The following is a 16,747-nucleotide window of genomic DNA, read 5'->3' as shown; positions in this document are numbered from 1 at the left end:
CAGATTAAGCTTCTCCGCCAAATTCCATCAAATATGCTTTGATAAACTCATCGATATCCCCATCCATCACTGCATTAACATTAGATGTCTGATAATTTGTACGATGATCTTTTACACGACGGTCGTCAAAAACATAACTTCGGATCTGCGAACCCCATTCGATTTTCTTTTTCCCGGCTTCCACCTTCGATATCTCACGGTTACGTCTTTCCAGTTCCATTTCATAAAGTTGAGACTTCAAGAGACGGATAGCATTATCCTTATTCCCGAACTGAGAACGACTTTCGGTATTCTCAATCACGATCTCCTTTTCTTCTCCAGTTTCCGGATCTTTATATTTATAATGCAGACGAACCCCTGTCTCTACTTTATTTACATTCTGACCTCCGGCTCCACTCGAACGGAACGTATCCCATGTAATATCCGACGGATTAACATCAATCTCAATCGTGTCGTCAACCAATGGCACAACAAACACCGAAGCAAAAGACGTCATACGCTTTCCTTGCGCATTGAAAGGAGAAACACGAACCAAACGATGCACTCCATTTTCAGACTTAAGGTATCCATAAGCATACTCCCCTTCTACCTGAAGTGTAGCTGTCTTGACACCTGCTTCGTCTCCGTCTTGCCAGTTGGTCACAGTTGTTTTATACCCTTTATCTTCGCACCATCGCTGATACATACGGAACAACATCGAAGACCAATCTTGACCTTCAGTACCTCCGGCTCCGCTGTTTATTTTCAATACCGCTCCAAGCTTATCCTCTTCGCGGCGAAGCATATTTTTCAATTCAAGATTCTCAACCAAGACAATGGCGTTATTGTATGCTTCATCAACCTCTTCTTCGGAAGTAATTCCTTCCTTTTGGAAATCAAATGCCAGCTGCAATTCTTCCACTGCGCTTTTCACCTCTTCGTATCCTTCGATCCAGCCTTTCAACCCACGAATAATTCGCATTTGAGCTTCGGCTGTTTTAGAATCGTCCCAAAATCCGGGAGCTTGAGTTCTAAGTTCCTCTTCTTCTAATTGTATTCTCTTCGCATCGACGTCAAAGGTACCCCCTCAACGCGCTCTCGCGTTCCAACACTTCTTTTAGTTGGTCTATTGTAATCATTAATTCTGATTTTTTGTTTTTACTATTTACTCTATTTTGAGGTGCAAATGTAAGAAAAAACTACCATAATATGATAAATCAATCAGTTATACACTAACAAAAAAACAAAGAAATCTCTCTCATCATTTAATCTGCCCCACAAAGCATAACACAATATCCTCCACCTCACATAAAAGGAATTAATCAACAAATCTCTTGGATATAAAAATATTATGTCATAAATTTGCACCCCGAAAAATAGAGAGGAGGTTAAATGATCTTTTGAACAGTACATATTGAACTATTTGCTTAATATCGCTATCAATAGCGACGTTCAGAAGATCCATATACAACCATAAGAGAAAGTATAACAAAAAACCTCAGGTGAAGACAATCACCTCTTCCAAATAAAAAATCACAAGAAATTAAATTAAGAAAACAAATAAAAATATACAATCATGATTATTGTACCATTAAAAGAAGGCGAAAACATAGAAAGAGCATTAAAGAAATTCAAAAGAAAATACGAAAAGACTGGTGTTGTTAAAGAACTTAGAAGACGCCAAGAATTCCGCAAACCATCTGTTACAAAAAGAGCAGACAGAATGCATGCTGTTTATGTACAAAAAATGCGTCGCCTAGAAGAATAAAAGTCTTTCAAAGACTATTGCCTTTTTTGCAAAATATTTTTAACTTCGTCATTCAAGGTATTAATCCGGACGAATGATGACGTTAATAGAAAAATATATCAGATATCTCCGTTATGAAAAGAATTACTCTTCGCATACGGAGATTTCTTATTCTAAAGACCTTTATCAATTCTCTGATTTCCTAAGAGCACACTATCCAGAAACTGATATCAAAGAAGTGGATAGTGATATCATTCGCACTTGGGTCATAGAACTCATGAGCGAAAAACTTTCACCACGAAGTGTCAACCGAAAACTCAGCTCATTAAAATCATTCTACAAATACCTGATACGCATCGGCGAATCGACCAACAACCCCACGAAGAGAATCACAGGCCCTAAAACTTCCAAACCTATCCCTTCTTTCGTAAATAACAAAGACATGGATAAGATTTTAGACGAAGAACCTCTAGACAGTTCTTTCGAGTCGTTGCGAGACCATACCATCATCAGTCTTTTTTACGAAACAGGAATCCGTCGCGCCGAACTAATTTCATTAAAAGATACAGACATAGACCTTGAAGCCGGAACTATACAAGTTACCGGAAAAAGAAACAAACAACGCATTATCCCAATAGGAAATAATCTAAAAATAACTTTAAATATATATATAACTACAAAAAAGAAAGAAATCGAAAACTTATCCGACTTCCTATTTGTTAGAGAAGATGGACAGCAACTATACCCTATGCTAGTTCATCGCATTATCACAAAGAACCTGAGCAGCATATCTATGTTGTCAAAAACGAGTCCACATGTACTAAGACACACTTTTGCAACCAGTATGCTAAACAATGGAGCTGACATCAATGCGGTAAAGGAACTACTAGGACACTCTAGCCTTGCTGCTACCGAAGTGTATACACACACTTCGTTTGAAGAATTAAAAAAGATTTATAACAAGGCTCACCCAAGAGCCGAAAAGTAAAAGGAGGGAACACTATGAACATTTCAATTCAATCAGTACATTTCGATGCATCAACTCAGTTAAAAGAGTTTATTGAAAAGAAACTATCTAAATTGGATAAATTTTCCGATTTAATCATAGACGCTGAAGTAATACTAAAGGTAATAAAACCAGAAACAGCCAAAAACAAAGAAGCTTCGATCAAACTAAACATCAAGAATGGTGACCTATTCGCCAACAAAACAGCAGATACATTCGAAGAAGCAGTAATGCAAGCCACGGAAGCTCTGGAAAAACAAATATTAAAAACTAAAGAAAAAATAAGCGCTAAATAAAATAAACATCCATTATATAACAACACAAAACGTTGTCAAAATAAAGAAGCAAAGCTTCACAAAACAGAATATTTAAATTAACTTTAAAATAAACACATAAAATATTTGTATTGTAAAAAATAATTTCTAATTTTGTCGCCGTTTCACCCTCAAAAGTGTTTGAAGCGACAAAATTAGATTTTATGCCTCTTTAGCTCAGTTGGCCAGAGCACGTGATTTGTAATCTCGGGGTCGTTGGTTCGAATCCGACAAGAGGCTCAGCTATAAAGAATTAGAAGATCTGAACAAATAGTTATAATTCTTAATTGAAACATGTTCAGCCTTCATTTTTTTGCTTAAAAAATTCATGTATACACGACAATGTAAGCAAAAAAAGACAATGCCAATGTAGCTCAGTGGTAGAGCACTTCCTTGGTAAGGAAGAGGTCACGGGTTCAAATCCCGTCATGGGCTCTATTTTCATAGGCATATGAATATAAATTCAATGGAATTAAATATATACTTTAACTAAATAATAAGAAGATTAATTATGGCAAAAGAACATTTTAACCGGGCGAAACCGCATGTTAACATCGGTACTATCGGTCACGTTGACCACGGTAAAACAACTTTGACTGCTGCTATCACAAAAGTACTGTCTTCAAAAGGTCTTTCTCAAGCAGTAGATTTCGATAAAATCGACAACGCTCCAGAGGAAAAAGAACGTGGTATTACTATCAACACTTCTCACGTTGAATACGAAACAGCTAACCGTCACTACGCTCACGTTGACTGTCCTGGTCACGCCGACTACGTTAAAAACATGGTTACTGGTGCTGCTCAAATGGACGGTGCAATCATCGTAGTTGCTGCAACTGATGGTCCTATGCCTCAAACTCGCGAACACATCCTACTAGCTCGTCAGGTAAACGTACCTAGACTAGTTGTTTTCATGAACAAATGTGATATCGTTGAAGATGAAGAAATGCTAGAACTAGTTGAACTAGAAATGAGAGAACTTCTTTCATTCTACGATTTCGACGGCGATAATACTCCAGTAATCCGTGGATCTGCTCTTGGTGCACTTAACGGTGTTGAAAAATGGGTAGAACAAGTAATGGAACTAATGGCTAATGTAGACTCTTGGATTCCACTTCCTCCACGCGATGTAGATAAACCATTCTTGATGCCAGTTGAAGACGTGTTCTCTATCACAGGTCGTGGTACAGTAGCAACAGGTCGTATCGAAACAGGTATCATCAAATCTGGTGAAGAAGTTGCTATCATCGGTCTTGGAGCAGAAAACAAAAAATCAGTTGTTACAGGAGTAGAAATGTTCCGCAAAATCCTTGACGAAGGTCAAGCTGGTGACAACGTAGGTCTTCTTCTTCGTGGCATCGATAAAGACGAAATCAAACGTGGTATGGTGATCACTCACCCAGGAAAAGTAACTCCTCACACTAAATTCAAAGCTGAGGTTTATATCCTTAAAAAAGAAGAAGGTGGACGTCACACTCCATTCCACAACAAATATCGTCCTCAATTCTACCTACGTACTCTTGACGTTACAGGTGAAATCTCTCTTCCAGAAGGAACAGACATGGTAATGCCTGGTGATAACGTAACTATTACAGTAGAATTGATCTACCCAGTAGCATGTAACGTAGGTCTTCGTTTCGCTATCCGCGAAGGTGGACGTACAGTAGGTGCTGGACAAATCACAGAAATTCTTAGCTAATTAAAGAATTACTATAAAAGTCGGTTTGAAAAACAACCGACTTTATTTACGGGCGTAGTTCAGTGGTAGAGCGTTGGTCTCCAAAACCAAATGTCGGGAGTTCGAATCTCTCCGCCCGTGCTAAAAAACTCAAATGAGTAATGAAAAAGATAATTAATTATATTAAAGATTCCTATAACGAACTTGTTTACAAAGTTTCTTGGCCATCGCGTGCTGAACTAACCAGTAGTGCAGTTATTGTCATGATAGCTTCCATCATTATGTCAATAGTTGTTTGGGGTGTTGACCTAGCATTTGAAAACGTGGTCAAACTTTTCTATAGTATTAGTCTATAATAATCCTTATCAAAAGCAATGACTGAAATCGAAAAAAAATGGTACGTTCTACGTGCTGTTAGTGGAAAAGAAAATAAGGTCAAAGAATATCTTGAAGCTGAGATAAAGAAATCTGACTTAGGAAAGTATATCTCTCAAGTTCTTATTCCCACAGAGAAGACTTATATTATGCGTAACGGAAAGAAAGTTTTGAAAGAAAAAGCTTATCTTCCCGGTTATATTTTAATTGAGGCAGCTCTAGTAGGAGAAGTTATCCATGAACTTCGCAACATTAATTATGTTGCAGGATTCCTACCTAATACAACTAACCCGCAGCCATTGAGCCAATCTGAAGTTAACAGAATACTTGGAACGATGGACGAGTTGGAAGAACAAGAAGTAGGCATGGATGTTCAGTATTTCGTTGGAGAAAACGTGAAAGTTACAAACGGACCTTTCTCGGGTTTTTCAGGACTTATTGAAGAAGTAAATGCAGAGAAAAAGAAACTAAAAGTAATGGTAAAGATATTTGGACGGAAAACTCCGCTCGAATTGAATTACACACAAGTCGAAAAAGAATAATAGATTGGTTACGCAATCATTTTATTCAAATCTAAGTTTTTAATCAAAACTAAAATTTAAAAAAGAAATGGCTAAAGAAATTGCTGGACAATTAAAATTACAGATCAAAGGCGGTGCAGCAAATCCATCACCACCAGTAGGTCCTGCTTTAGGATCTAAGGGGATCAACATTATGGATTTCTGTAAGCAATTTAATGCCAGAACTCAAGACAAGGCAGGAAAAGTATTACCAGTAGTAATTACCTATTATACTGACAAGTCTTTTGATTTTATTGTAAAACAACCACCAGTAGCTATTCAATTACTTGAAGCAGCTAAAACAAAGAGTGGTTCAGCAGAACCTAACCGTAAAAAAGTAGCAGAAATTACTTGGGATCAGGTTAAAGCTATCGCTGAAGATAAAATGAGCGACCTAAACTGCTTTACAATAGAATCAGCCATGAAGATGGTTGCTGGTACAGCAAGAAGTATGGGTATCACCGTAAAAGGGGCCTTCCCTGATGTTCAATAATTTAAACTTCAATTGAGAAATGGGTAAACTTACAAAAAATCAAAAGTTAGCTTTCAGCAAAATTGAAGCAGGGAAATTATACACACTTGCTGAAGCGTCAGCTCTTGTAAAAGAGATTACAACAACTAAATTCGAAGCATCTGTCGATTTAGATGTACGCTTAGGTGTAGACCCACGTAAAGCTAACCAAATGGTAAGAGGTGTAGTATCTCTACCTCATGGAACTGGAAAACAAGTAAGAGTTTTGGTATTATGTTCACCGGATGCAGAAGCAGCTGCTAAAGAAGCTGGAGCTGACTATGTAGGATTGGACGAATATATTGAAAAAATAAAAGGAGGTTGGACTGATATTGATGTAATCATCACACAACCTGCTATTATGGGTAAAGTTGGAGCTTTGGGACGTATCTTAGGACCTCGCGGTCTTATGCCTAACCCAAAGAGTGGAACAGTAACTGTAGATGTTGCTAAAGCTGTACAAGAAGTAAAATCTGGTAAGATTGACTTCAAAGTAGACAAAGCTGGTATCATTCATGCTTCTGTAGGTAAAGTAACTTTCACTGCTGATCAAATCAAAGATAATGCGAAAGAATTCATCAGTACGCTTATCAAATTGAAACCAACAGCTGCTAAAGGTACTTATGTGAAAAGCATCTCTCTTTCAAGCACTATGAGTCCGGGTATTAAAATTGACCCTAAATCAGTAGAAAACTAATTTAAAATTGACTGAAAATGAGAAAGGAAGATAAAGGCACAATTATAGAAGCTATAGCTGAAACAATCAAAGGATACGACAATTTCTATCTTACTAACATTGCAACACTTAATGCTGCTAAAACTAGCGAATTAAGAAGAGAATGTGCTAAGCAAGAAATCAAGTTGATGGTTGTTAAGAACACCCTATTGCAAAAAGCATTTGATTCACTTGAAGGCGATTACTCAGAGCTGAGCCCAGCGTTGAAAGGTAATACAGCTATCATGTTTTCAAACACAGCTAATGCACCAGCTAAGCTTATTGCTAAGTACAAAAAAGAAGGAGTTCCATCTCTAAAAGCTGCATATGTTCAAGAAAGTGTTTACCTAGGAGCAGAAAACCTTTCAGCACTAGAAAACATCAAGAGCAAAAACGAGCTTATCGGAGACGTTATCGGATTACTTCAATCTCCAGCTAAGAATGTTATCACTGCCCTTCAATCAGGTGGAAATACAATTCATGGCGTCTTAGAAACACTATCTAAGAAATAATCCTATATTTTTAAAATAAAAGAATAATAACAATTTTAATCTATACAAAAATGGCAGATATAAAAGCTATTGCAGAACAACTAGTAAATCTAACTGTAAAAGAAGTAAGCGAATTAGCTGAAATTCTAAAAACTGAATACGGTATTGAACCAGCTGCTGCTGCAGTTGCTGTTGCACCAGCTGCAGGTCCTGCTGCTGAAGCTGCAGAAGAAAAAACATCTTTCGATGTAATCCTTAAAGCTGCAGGTGCAAACAAATTACAAGTAGTTAAAGCTGTAAAAGAACTTACAGGACTTGGTTTGAAAGAAGCAAAAGATCTAGTAGACGGAGCTCCTAGCGAATTGAAAAAAGGAGTTGCTAAAGATGAAGCTGACGCATTGAAAAAACAACTAGAAGAAGCTGGAGCTGAAATTGAACTTAAGTAAGGAAGATAGTCCTGTAAAAAGGATATTTGGTTAGGAACCTTCGCAGAGGGAGGTTCTTAACCTTTTTGCGTCAAAATAATAAGTTCAATAAAATTGGTTACTACATGTCTTCAACAAATACAAATCAAAGAGTCAATTTCGCTTCAATCAAGAATCCACTTCCCTACCCGGATTTACTTGAAGTGCAGCTAAAGTCATTCCGCGACTTCTTACAGCTGGATACACCTCCTGAGAAAAGGAAAAAAGAAGGCTTATACAGAGTTTTCGCTGAAAACTTCCCTATAGCCGACACACGAAACAACTTTGTATTAGAGTTTTTAGACTATTTCATCGATCCGCCTCGTTACACTATCGAGGAATGTATCGATAGAGGTCTGACATACAGCGTTCCGCTAAAGGCCAAACTAAAACTCTATTGTACAGACCCTGATCATGAAGATTTTGATACAGTTATCCAAGATGTATACTTGGGGCTGATTCCATATATGACCGAAAAAGGAACGTTCGTCATCAACGGAGCAGAGCGTGTAGTCGTGTCTCAGTTACACCGTTCACCTGGTGTTTTCTTTGGACAAACTCAGCATGCCAACAGAACGAAACTTTACTCGGCACGTATCATTCCATTCAAAGGTTCATGGATTGAGTTTGCGACAGACATCAACAGTGTTATGTACGCATACATCGACCGTAAAAAGAAATTACCTGTAACTACTCTTCTTAGAGCAATCGGATTTGAAAGCGATAAAGATATCCTTGAAATATTCGACCTTGCTGAAGAAGTAAAAGTTACAAAACAGAATATCAAGAAGGCCTTAGGACGTAAGCTTGCTGCCAGAATCCTAAGATCTTGGATGGAAGATTTTGTAGATGAAGATACTGGTGAGGTAACATCAATAGAACGTAACGAAGTTATTCTTGAACGCGAAACAATTCTAGAAAAAGAACATTTAGATCTTATTCTGGAATCAGGAGTGTCTACTATTTTGTTACATAAAGACTCTCATCAGAATTCTGATTATACTATAATCTACAACACCCTACAAAAAGACCCTAGTAACTCGGAGATTGATGCAGTTCGTCACATCTACAGACAGCTACGTAGTGCTGAGCCTGCAGATGACACAAGTGCACGTGAGGTTATAAACAACTTGTTCTTCTCTGAAAAGCGTTACGATCTAGGAGAAGTAGGTCGTTATAGACTAAACAAAAAACTAGGTTTGCAAACTAGTGACGATATCAGAGTACTGACTAAAGAGGACATCATCGAGATCATCAAATATTTGATCGAGCTGATTAACTCTAAAGCTATCGTCGATGATATTGACCACTTGAGCAACCGTCGTGTACGTACAGTAGGAGAACAACTTTTCAATCAATTTGGAGTTGGTCTTAACCGTATGGCACGTATCATTCGTGAAAGAATGAACGTTCGTGACAATGAAGTATTTACTCCTATCGATTTGATCAATGCAAAAACGATCTCTTCTGTAGTAAATTCATTCTTCGGAACGAATGCATTATCTCAATTTATGGACCAAACTAATCCATTAGCTGAGATTACTCACAAACGTCGTATGTCTGCACTAGGACCTGGTGGTCTTTCTCGCGAAAGAGCTGGTTTCGAAGTGCGTGACGTTCACTATACTCACTACGGACGTCTTTGTCCGATTGAGACTCCTGAGGGACCAAACATTGGTTTGATCTCTTCTCTTTGTGTATATGCAAAAATCAACGACCTTGGATTCATCGAAACTCCATACCGTAAGGTAGCTGACAAAAAAGTTGACTTATCAGACAACGGCATTGTGTACCTTGCTGCTGAAGAAGAGGAAGATAAAATTATTGCACAGGGTAATGCTCCATTAAATGATGATGGCACATTTATCCGTACACGCGTTAAAGCTCGTCAGGATGCTGACTACCCTGTAGTAGGTCCTGAAGAAGTAGAACTGATGGACGTATCTCCTACTCAGATTGCATCTATTGCTGCATCACTGATTCCATTCTTGGAACATGACGATGCCAACCGTGCGCTGATGGGATCCAACATGATGCGCCAAGCAGTTCCATTATTACGTACCGAAGCTCCTATTGTAGGTACTGGTATCGAAGGTCAATTGATCCGCGATTCACGTACACAAATCGTAGCTGAAGGTGCAGGAGAAGTTGTATATGTAGATGCTGATACGATCAAAATTAAATATGACCGTACACCAGATCAAGACTTCGTTGCATTTGATGATGCAATAACAACATATACAATTCCTAAATTTAGAAAAACAAACCAGAATACGACTATCGACCTTCGCCCAATCTGTAGAAAAGGCGACAGAGTAGTGCGTGATCAAATCCTTACAGAAGGTTATTCTACTGAAAAAGGAGAATTAGCTATAGGTAAAAACCTTAAAGTAGCGTTCATGCCTTGGAAAGGATATAACTTTGAGGATGCTATCGTATTGAATGAACGTATCGTTCGCGAAGATATCTTTACTTCTGTTCACGTTGAAGAGTTTGCACTTGAGGTGCGTGACACAAAACGTGGAGTTGAAGAACTTACTTCCGACATTCCTAATGTTAGTGAAGAAGCGACAAAAGATCTTGACGAAAGAGGTATCATCCGTATCGGAGCTCGCGTGGGTCCTGGTGACATTCTTATAGGTAAGATTACTCCGAAAGGTGAATCAGATCCTTCTCCTGAAGAAAAATTACTTCGTGCTATCTTTGGAGACAAGGCTGGTGATGTAAAAGACGCTTCGTTAAAAGCATCTCCTTCTCTAAAAGGTGTTGTAGTAAATACAAACCTATTCTCTAAAGCATCTAAGAAAGGTAAAACTAAACTTTCGAGCAAAGCCCTTTTACCTAAACTAGATGAAGAATATGAAGAAAAGATAGCTAAAGTTAAAGGAGTATTAGTAGACAAACTATTAGTACTGACTGAAGGCAAGACATCTCAAGGAGTAAAAGATTATTTAAATGTAGAAGTTATCGCTAAAGGCAGCAAGTTTACAAAGAGCGCTCTTGAAAACATAGATTATGAATCTATCCAGGTGAGCAATTGGACTGCTGATGAGCACAAAAACGACTTAATAAAAGACGTAATTGTAAACTATCTACATAAATTCAAAGAACTTGATGCCGAATTGAAACGTAAACGTTTCGACTTAACTATTGGAGACGAACTTCCTTCTGGTATTATCCAGATCGCTAAAGTTTACATCGCTAAGAAACGTAAGATACAAGTTGGTGATAAGATGGCGGGTCGTCACGGTAATAAAGGTATTGTATCCCGTATTGTTCGTCAAGAAGACATGCCATTCTTACCTGATGGAACTCCGGTAGATATCGTATTAAATCCACTAGGTGTACCTTCTCGTATGAACCTTGGTCAGATCTTTGAATCAGTATTAGGATGGGCTGGAAAAGAATTAGGTGTTAAATTTGCAACACCAATCTTCGACGGAGCGAGTCTCGATGATTTGAATTCATGGACTGATAAAGCTGGTGTGCCAAGATATGGTAAAGTACGTCTGATTGATGGTGGTACCGGAGTACAATTTGACCAACATGCAACAGTAGGTATTATCTACATGCTGAAACTAGGTCACATGGTTGAAGATAAAATGCATGCTCGTTCTATCGGACCATACTCACTTATCACTCAACAACCACTTGGAGGTAAAGCTCAATTCGGGGGTCAACGTTTCGGAGAGATGGAGGTTTGGGCACTTGAAGCATTCGGTGCTGCTCACATCTTGAGAGAAATCTTGACAATCAAATCCGATGACGTAGTAGGACGTTCTAAAGCTTATGAAGCAATCGTTAAAGGTGAACCTATGCCACAACCAGGTATACCAGAATCACTAAACGTTCTTCTTCATGAGATGAGAGGTCTGGGCCTAAGCGTTTCGCTTGACTAAATTATATACCGTTAGTTTATAGCCTTGGTTGTAAACTAACGGATTTCTAAATACTCTAACAAACAGCTATCAGTATCTGACTGTAGCTAACAGCTTTTAAAGAAAGAAAAGTATATGGCTTTTAGAAAAGAAAATAAAGTAAGGAGTAGCTTTTCAAAAATAACTGTAAGTCTTGCTTCACCGGAAGAAATTCTGGAAGCATCGAGCGGTGAAGTTTTGAAACCCGAAACAATCAATTATCGTACATACAAACCTGAACGCGACGGACTTTTCTGCGAACGTATATTCGGACCTGTAAAGGACTACGAATGTCATTGTGGAAAATACAAGAGAATCCGTTATAAAGGTATTGTCTGCGACCGATGCGGGGTTGAAGTAACAGAAAAGAAAGTTCGTCGTGAACGTACAGGACATATCCATCTTGTAGTTCCGGTGGCTCACATCTGGTATTTCCGTTCTCTACCTAACAAGATGGGTTATCTGCTAGGTATTCCTACTAAAAAATTGGATACAATTATATATTACGAACGTTATGTAGTTATCCAACCGGGGATCAAAGCTGAAGACGGGGTTGCAGTTAAAGATCTTCTTACTGAAGATGAATACTTGGAAATCTTAGATACTCTTCCTAAAGAGAATCAACTTCTAGATGATTCAGATCCAAACAAGTTTATTGCTAAAATGGGAGCTGAAGCAATCTATGATTTATTGTCACGTATCAACTTAGATTCGTTGGCAAATAACCTACGTCATAAAGCAAATACAGATACTTCTCAACAACGTAAAAACGAAGCTTTGAAACAACTACAAGTTGTAGAGGCTTTCCGTGGATCGAAAGGAAAGAATAAACCTGAATGGATGATTGTAAAAATCGTTCCGGTTATTCCACCAGAACTTCGTCCGCTTGTTCCATTAGATGGAGGTCGTTTTGCTACATCTGACTTGAACGACTTATATCGTCGTGTTATTATACGTAACAATCGTCTGAAAAGACTTATTGATATTAAAGCTCCTGAGGTTATCCTTCGTAATGAGAAACGTATGCTTCAAGAAGCAGTTGACTCACTATTCGATAACTCTCGTAAATCAAGCGCTGTTAAAACAGATGCTAACCGTCCGTTAAAATCTCTATCTGACAGTTTGAAAGGTAAACAAGGTCGTTTCCGTCAAAACTTGTTAGGTAAACGTGTTGACTATTCTGCACGTTCGGTTATTGTCGTTGGTCCTGAATTAAAGATGCACGAATGTGGTATTCCTAAGGATATGGCGGCTGAGCTTTACAAACCATTTATCATTCGCAAGCTTATTGAACGTGGAATCGTTAAAACAGTTAAGTCTGCGAAGAAAATTGTAGATCGCAAAGAACCTGTGGTTTGGGATATTCTAGAGCATGTAATGAAAGGACATCCAATTCTTCTCAACCGTGCCCCTACCCTTCACCGTTTGGGTATCCAAGCCTTCCAACCTAAAATGATTGAAGGAAAAGCTATTCAGCTACACCCACTATCTTGTACGGCGTTCAATGCCGACTTCGACGGTGACCAGATGGCTGTTCACTTACCGTTAGGTAATGAAGCTATTCTTGAAGCTCAAATGTTGATGCTTGGTTCTCACAACATTCTTAACCCTGCTAATGGTGCTCCTATTACAGTACCTTCTCAGGACATGGTTCTTGGATTGTATTATATCACTAAAATGCGTAGAGGTGCGTTAGGTGAAGGTCTTACATTCTACGGTCCGGAAGAAGCAGTAATCGCATACAACGAAGGCAAAGTGGATATCCACTCTCCTATCAAAGTATATGTAGAAGATATCGACGAGAATGGAAATATCATCAACGTAATGCGTGAAACTACAGTAGGTCGTGTAATCTTTAACGAGAAAACACCTGTAGAAGTAGGATTCGTTAATGAACTTCTTTCTAAGAAATCTCTTCGCGACATTATTGGTAATGTAATTAAGAAATGTGGAGTTGCCAGAACGGCTCAATTCCTTGACGATATAAAAGATCTGGGTTACACAATGGCCTTCCGTGGAGGTCTATCATTTAACTTGGAGGATGTAATCATCCCTAAAGAAAAAGATGAATTGGTAGCTCAAGGTTATAGCGAAGTTGAACATATAATGAATAACTATAATATGGGATTCATTACATACAACGAGCGTTACAACCAGATCATCGACACTTGGACTCACATCAACTCTAAGCTATCTAATATCCTGATGAAACAATTGGCAGAAGATGACCAAGGTTTCAATGCTGTATATATGATGCTAGACTCAGGAGCCCGTGGATCGAAAGAGCAGATTCGTCAGTTATCAGGTATGCGTGGTTTGATGGCAAAACCTCAAAAGAGCGGATCGGAAGGTGGACAAATTATTGAAAACCCGATCTTATCTAACTTTAAGGAAGGTCTTTCGGTACTAGAGTACTTTATCTCTACTCACGGTGCGCGTAAAGGTCTTGCCGATACAGCCTTGAAGACTGCCGATGCCGGTTACTTAACTCGTCGTCTTGTTGACGTATCACAAGATGTGATCATCAACGAAGAAGACTGTGGTACACTACGCGGACTTGTGGCTACTGAACTTAAAAATAATGAAGAAGTTGTTGCATCTCTTTACGAACGTATCTTAGGTCGTGTTTCTGTTCATGATGTATATCATCCTCAAACAGGAGAATTGATTGTAAGATCGGGTGAAGAAATCACTGAAGAAAATGCAACAATGATCCAAAACTCACCAATAGAAAGTGTCGAAATTCGTTCGGTTCTTACTTGTGAATCTAAAAAAGGTGTATGTGGCAAATGTTACGGTCGTAACTTAGCTTCAGGCCGTATGGTTCAAAGAGGAGAAGCTGTGGGAGTTATCGCAGCACAATCAATTGGAGAGCCGGGTACTCAGTTGACACTACGTACTTTCCACGTTGGGGGTATCGCTTCCAATATTGCAACAGAAAGCAGCATCCGTGCTAAATATGATGGAGTATTAGAAATTGACGACCTACGTGTTGTAGATTCAATAGATGAAGCAGGCAAGAAAACACAAATCGTGATTAGCCGTTTGGTTGAACTTCGTTTAGTTGATCCAAATACTAAGATCGTATTGCTTACTCATAATATACCTTATGGTTCTAAACTTTACTTCAAAGATGGAGATAAAGTGAAGAAAGATGATTTAATCTGTGAATGGGATCCATTTAACGCAGTTATCATCTCTGAGGCTGCCGGACGTATCAAATTCGAAAATGTTATCGAAGGGGTTACTTACAAAGTAGAATCTGACGAACAAACAGGATTGAAAGAGAAAATTATCATCGAATCGCGTGATAAGACTAAAGCTCCGGAAGCACATATTCTTGACGAAAAAGGTAAAACCATTAAAACATACAGTTTACCTCTAGGTGCACACATCGTTAAAGATGATAATGACACTATCAAGTCAGGTGATATCTTAGTAAAAATACCTCGTGCTGTAGGTAAAGCAGGTGACATCACAGGGGGTCTTCCTCGTGTTACTGAGCTATTCGAAGCACGTAATCCATCTAACCCTGCGGTTGTATCTGAAATCGATGGAGAAATCTCATTCGGTAAGATCAAGCGTGGTAACAGAGAGGTAATCGTTACTTCAAAGCTTGGAGAGGTTAAGAAATATCTTGTTCCTCTTTCGAAACAAATTCTTGTTCAAGAAAATGACTTTATAAGAGCAGGTATGCCACTATCTGACGGAGCTACAACTCCATCCGACATCCTTGCAATTATGGGACCTACAGCTGTACAAGAATACATTGTTAACGAAGTACAAGACGTATATCGTCTACAAGGAGTGAAGATCAACGATAAGCACTTCGAAGTTATCGTACGTCAGATGATGCGTAAGGTAGAAGTGATGGATCCGGGAGATACTCGCTTCCTAGAGCAACAAGTAATCGATAAATACGATGTAATGGAAGAGAATGACAGAATATGGGGTAAGAAGGTTGTTGTTGACGCCGGAGACTCTTCTACATTCGAACCAGGACAGATTGTTACAGCTCGTAAACTAAGAGATGAAAACTCTATGCTAAAACGTAGAGACCTTCGTCCGGTGATTGTACGCGAAGCTGTTCCGGCTACTGCAAACCAGATACTTCAAGGTATTACACGTGCTGCCCTTCAAACTCAAAGCTTTATGTCTGCTGCTTCGTTCCAGGAAACAACGAAAGTACTGAACGACGCTGCTATCCATGCAAAAGTGGACAGACTGGAAGGTTTGAAAGAAAACGTAATCTGCGGACACTTACTTCCTGCAGGTACTGGTCAGCGTGAATTCGAAAAACTTGTAGTGGGTACTAAAGAGGACTTTGACAGAATAGCTGCAACAAGAAAAACTGTTGTTGACTTCGATTCAGTTGAATAATTAATTATTCTTTTATATAGTTAGAAGGGGGAACAACGTATATGCATTGTTCCCCCTTCAATTTTTATAGGGTAAATATCTTTATTTCTTATACAATCCTAATTTTATAAGTATCCCTTTACGTTCGTGATACACTATACTGAGATCTCTACAAAACTATCCTTTAATCTTTTGTGTATATTTTTTGCTATTTGTCTCTCTTTTTCATTAAAAAAGAGGCATTATCCCAAGATGAAACTAACAAAATAAGACCTTACCTTATATTAATACAGAGAGCTTTCCTGTACAAAATTTTCATTTGTTTAATAAAAGCTTAAGTTACAAGCAACTTTTTAGATAAAAAAAGATAGAGATTCTTAACTTTGTTTGTACAAATAGTCTTGATGATATGCTAAGAGAGCATCGTTTTTTATTCTATTTTTGCCTCTTATCTTTTAACCTAAAAAACATACCTATGAGTATACGTATAGTATTCCGACCATCAAAAAAAAACAAAGAAGAAGGTTTTCTCAGTCTCCGAATTTATCATAAACGTCAGACGCGTCAGGTTGCCACCGGACTAAAATTAATGCAGGAAGAATGGGATGATGAAAATTCACGCATAGTTTTG

The 16,747-nt window shown here is 38.4% G+C and carries 14 protein-coding genes and 3 tRNA genes; 16 read left to right on the top strand and 1 reads right to left on the bottom strand.

The window, feature by feature from the left end; translation table 11 throughout:
* Positions 1-4: 4 nt before the first annotated feature.
* A protein-coding gene (prfB, locus tag DHU68_RS10285; RefSeq protein WP_108822908.1) for a peptide chain release factor 2 occupies positions 5-1,118 on the bottom strand; the annotation gives its coding sequence in 2 pieces (ribosomal slippage) (positions 5-1,054 and positions 1,056-1,118; 1,113 coding nt in all).
* A 437-nt stretch (positions 1,119-1,555) separates the two neighbouring features.
* Between prfB and rpsU the strand changes: the two genes are divergently transcribed.
* From rpsU to DHU68_RS14460, 16 genes are all read left to right on the top strand, one after another.
* Entirely contained in the window at positions 1,556-1,747 is a 192-nt protein-coding gene (gene rpsU, locus DHU68_RS10280) for a 30S ribosomal protein S21 (protein WP_108822907.1), read from the top strand.
* Between the two features lie 73 nt (positions 1,748-1,820).
* Positions 1,821-2,714, top strand: coding sequence for a tyrosine-type recombinase/integrase (locus DHU68_RS10275; RefSeq protein ID WP_108822906.1), 894 nt, complete (start codon positions 1,821-1,823; stop codon positions 2,712-2,714).
* 14 nt (positions 2,715-2,728) lie between these two features.
* Positions 2,729-3,028: a ribosome hibernation-promoting factor, HPF/YfiA family gene (gene hpf, locus DHU68_RS10270; protein ID WP_108822905.1), complete on the top strand. Its 300-nt coding sequence runs from the start codon at positions 2,729-2,731 to the stop codon at positions 3,026-3,028.
* A 184-nt stretch (positions 3,029-3,212) separates the two neighbouring features.
* Positions 3,213-3,286 (top strand) — tRNA-Thr (locus DHU68_RS10265).
* A gap of 123 nt (positions 3,287-3,409) precedes the next feature.
* A tRNA-Thr gene (locus DHU68_RS10260) sits at positions 3,410-3,481 on the top strand.
* Between the two features lie 76 nt (positions 3,482-3,557).
* Positions 3,558-4,745 (top strand): elongation factor Tu, encoded by a 1,188-nt coding sequence (gene tuf / locus DHU68_RS10255; RefSeq protein WP_108822904.1) that lies wholly within the window; start codon positions 3,558-3,560, stop codon positions 4,743-4,745.
* Positions 4,746-4,793: 48 nt separating this feature from the next.
* Positions 4,794-4,865: transfer RNA gene (locus DHU68_RS10250), tRNA-Trp, on the top strand.
* A 20-nt stretch (positions 4,866-4,885) separates the two neighbouring features.
* A complete protein-coding gene (gene secE / locus DHU68_RS10245) occupies positions 4,886-5,080 on the top strand; it encodes a preprotein translocase subunit SecE (RefSeq protein WP_108822903.1) in 195 nt (64 codons plus the stop codon).
* 18 nt (positions 5,081-5,098) lie between these two features.
* The gene (gene nusG, locus DHU68_RS10240; RefSeq protein ID WP_108822902.1) at positions 5,099-5,641 is read left to right on the top strand and encodes a transcription termination/antitermination protein NusG; all 543 of its coding nucleotides are present in this window, start codon (positions 5,099-5,101) and stop codon (positions 5,639-5,641) included.
* Between the two features lie 67 nt (positions 5,642-5,708).
* A complete protein-coding gene (rplK, locus tag DHU68_RS10235) occupies positions 5,709-6,152 on the top strand; it encodes a 50S ribosomal protein L11 (RefSeq protein ID WP_108822901.1) in 444 nt (147 codons plus the stop codon).
* A 19-nt stretch (positions 6,153-6,171) separates the two neighbouring features.
* Entirely contained in the window at positions 6,172-6,867 is a 696-nt protein-coding gene (gene rplA / locus DHU68_RS10230; protein ID WP_108822900.1) for a 50S ribosomal protein L1, read from the top strand.
* Positions 6,868-6,884: 17 nt separating this feature from the next.
* A complete protein-coding gene (gene rplJ, locus DHU68_RS10225; protein WP_108822899.1) occupies positions 6,885-7,397 on the top strand; it encodes a 50S ribosomal protein L10 in 513 nt (170 codons plus the stop codon).
* A gap of 50 nt (positions 7,398-7,447) precedes the next feature.
* Positions 7,448-7,822 (top strand): 50S ribosomal protein L7/L12, encoded by a 375-nt coding sequence (gene rplL / locus DHU68_RS10220; protein ID WP_108822898.1) that lies wholly within the window; start codon positions 7,448-7,450, stop codon positions 7,820-7,822.
* A 104-nt stretch (positions 7,823-7,926) separates the two neighbouring features.
* Positions 7,927-11,739 carry a DNA-directed RNA polymerase subunit beta gene (gene rpoB / locus DHU68_RS10215; protein WP_108823083.1) on the top strand — a complete coding sequence of 1,271 codons (3,813 nt, stop codon included), beginning with the start codon at positions 7,927-7,929 and terminating at the stop codon, positions 11,737-11,739.
* Positions 11,740-11,853: 114 nt separating this feature from the next.
* On the top strand, positions 11,854-16,137 hold the full coding sequence (rpoC, locus tag DHU68_RS10210; protein WP_108822897.1) for a DNA-directed RNA polymerase subunit beta': 4,284 nt from the start codon (positions 11,854-11,856) through the stop codon (positions 16,135-16,137).
* Between the two features lie 388 nt (positions 16,138-16,525).
* Positions 16,526-16,747 (top strand): Arm DNA-binding domain-containing protein (locus DHU68_RS14460; protein WP_369831338.1); only part of this gene is annotated, 222 nt, incomplete at its 3' end.

This window comes from Dysgonomonas sp. Marseille-P4361 (assembly GCF_900343125.1).
Lineage (GTDB): Bacteria > Bacteroidota > Bacteroidia > Bacteroidales > Dysgonomonadaceae > Dysgonomonas.
Note: the sequence above shows the minus strand (reverse complement) of the source record. Positions and strands in the feature narration are given on the sequence as shown.

Bases quoted from the DNA above. Each gene is read 5' to 3' on its own strand.
- nusG (WP_108822902.1), top strand. From the start codon at position 5,099: ATGACTGAAATCGAAAAAAAATGGTACGTTCTACGTGCTGTTAGTGGA.
- DHU68_RS10275 (WP_108822906.1), top strand. From the start codon at position 1,821: ATGATGACGTTAATAGAAAAATATATCAGATATCTCCGTTATGAAAAG.
- rplJ (WP_108822899.1), top strand. From the start codon at position 6,885: ATGAGAAAGGAAGATAAAGGCACAATTATAGAAGCTATAGCTGAAACA.
- rpoB (WP_108823083.1), top strand. From the start codon at position 7,927: ATGTCTTCAACAAATACAAATCAAAGAGTCAATTTCGCTTCAATCAAG.
- rplL (WP_108822898.1), top strand. From the start codon at position 7,448: ATGGCAGATATAAAAGCTATTGCAGAACAACTAGTAAATCTAACTGTA.
- rplK (WP_108822901.1), top strand. From the start codon at position 5,709: ATGGCTAAAGAAATTGCTGGACAATTAAAATTACAGATCAAAGGCGGT.
- tuf (WP_108822904.1), top strand. From the start codon at position 3,558: ATGGCAAAAGAACATTTTAACCGGGCGAAACCGCATGTTAACATCGGT.
- rpsU (WP_108822907.1), top strand. From the start codon at position 1,556: ATGATTATTGTACCATTAAAAGAAGGCGAAAACATAGAAAGAGCATTA.
- rplA (WP_108822900.1), top strand. From the start codon at position 6,172: ATGGGTAAACTTACAAAAAATCAAAAGTTAGCTTTCAGCAAAATTGAA.
- hpf (WP_108822905.1), top strand. From the start codon at position 2,729: ATGAACATTTCAATTCAATCAGTACATTTCGATGCATCAACTCAGTTA.
- secE (WP_108822903.1), top strand. From the start codon at position 4,886: ATGAAAAAGATAATTAATTATATTAAAGATTCCTATAACGAACTTGTT.
- rpoC (WP_108822897.1), top strand. From the start codon at position 11,854: ATGGCTTTTAGAAAAGAAAATAAAGTAAGGAGTAGCTTTTCAAAAATA.